Source organism: Methylobacter psychrophilus (assembly GCF_025583945.1).
In the GTDB taxonomy this organism is placed as follows: Bacteria; Pseudomonadota; Gammaproteobacteria; order Methylococcales; family Methylomonadaceae; genus Methylobacter_C; species Methylobacter_C psychrophilus.
Map to the genome: position 1 here is coordinate 1 of NZ_JAOEGU010000136.1, position 1700 is coordinate 1700.

A 1700-nucleotide genomic window follows, 5' to 3' on the forward strand; every position below is an offset into this window, starting at 1 on the left:
CGATTGTATACTTTTACCAGGGCCTGCTCTCTGAAGCCTACTGAATACCTTTTATATTTTTTCATTTTTAATCTCAAATTTTATTTTTTCTTAAAATTTGAGGCGACAACTATTCTGACGCAGGGGGATCCTCCTCCCAAGGCCTTGTAAATGTTAATTGTTGATAACCGCTGCTGCTTGGTCACATTGATCAATTCAAGATTGGATTGCAAGGCATTTTGTTGTGCAATAAGTACTTCCAGGTAGCTCGCCCTGGCATATTTATATAGTTCATTAGCCGTTGTAACGGATTGTTGCAATACCTCGCTTTGTTGTTTTTTAAGGGTAGTGATTTGTTGCAAATTCTGGATATTGGAGAGTTGATTGGCCACTTCCACATAGGCGTTTAAAACTGTTTTTTGATAGTTATACATGGCAGTCAACTGGTTTGCTTTTGCGGTGCTGAAACGTGCATTCAATGCATTCCTGTTGATGATTGGTGCAACTAAAGTCCCCATCACAGAATAAGCAATTGAGGCAGGCGACGAAAATAAAAACTCGGGATTAAAGGCTTGAAAACCGAAACTCGCTGTAATATTAAAGTTCGGATAAAATGCTGCCTTTGCTGCTTTTAAATTAAACTTGCTGGCTTCAATTTGAAATTCTGCTTCACGAATGTCGGGGCGGTTAGCCAATAATTGCGAAGGAAATCCCGCTGAAATTTGTTGTGGAAGCTCTTTGAATATTATGTTTTTTGCCCGTTGAACAGGTTGCGGATAGCGACCTAACAAGAAGTTAATTTTGTTTTCAATTTCGGTAATTTGTTGTAGTGCATTTTTTTCCAAAACCTGGGTATTAAGCAACTGTGCATTAAATTGTTGCACTGCCAACTCATTGGCTCTCCCGGCGTCTTTTTGCAGTTTAATAACCGCCAACGCTTCCTGTTGTTTCTCTATGGTCTGTCGAATAATTTCGAGTTCATTATCCGATGCCAATAGTTCGTTATAGAAAATTGCCACATCCGCAACCAGCGTTGAAATGACAAAGTTCGTACCTTCAATGCTGGATAGATATTGCGAAATAGCCGACTTGCGTTGGCTACGTAATTTGCCCCAAACATCAATTTCCCATGAAGACTGTAAGCCAAAATAAATATCGGGTAAATTGACGGGCACGGTTTGCCCGGGGGTAATCTCGGTTGTGGCGTTACCCGCCCCGTCCATTGTGTAAAGCCCGAATTTTCGTACACCGCCTCCTACATTCAAACTGACTTGCGGCAGCAGTGCACCATTTGCCAATTTTACGCTTGAACGTGACATTTCAATTCGCTGCAATGCTATTTGCAAATCCATGTTGTTTGTTATGGCGGTATCAATCAACTTTAGCAACAGCGTATCAGTAAAGTATTGTCGCCAGTTGATGCTTGCAATAGTGGCGCTATTTTTTTGATTTTGGAAACTTGCCGGCATTTCCTTTTCCGGAATAGACAGCTCTGTATTAAGCGTTGTGCAACCACTGAAAATGATCAGTAAAAACGAAATGCTTAGGCAATAATAAATTCTAGTTTTCATTTAGATATTAAATACTTTCAGTGAACAATACCTTCGCCAATTGGCATGAGTAATTTATAGATATCGAAGGAAAGAGAAAGGTCAGAGAAGGTAGAATACCGCTTCTAACAGAGCATTCGCACCCAAACTGACCATGAACGAAATCATAGC

General features: G+C 40.3%; 1 protein-coding gene. It reads right to left on the minus strand.

From position 1 onward, the window contains the following. Window positions 1-80 precede the first annotated feature (80 nt). Window positions 81-1550 (minus strand): TolC family protein, encoded by a 1470-nt coding sequence (locus tag N7974_RS20500; protein WP_262967386.1) that lies wholly within the window; start codon window positions 1548-1550, stop codon window positions 81-83. Between the last annotated feature and the right edge of the window lie 150 nt (window positions 1551-1700).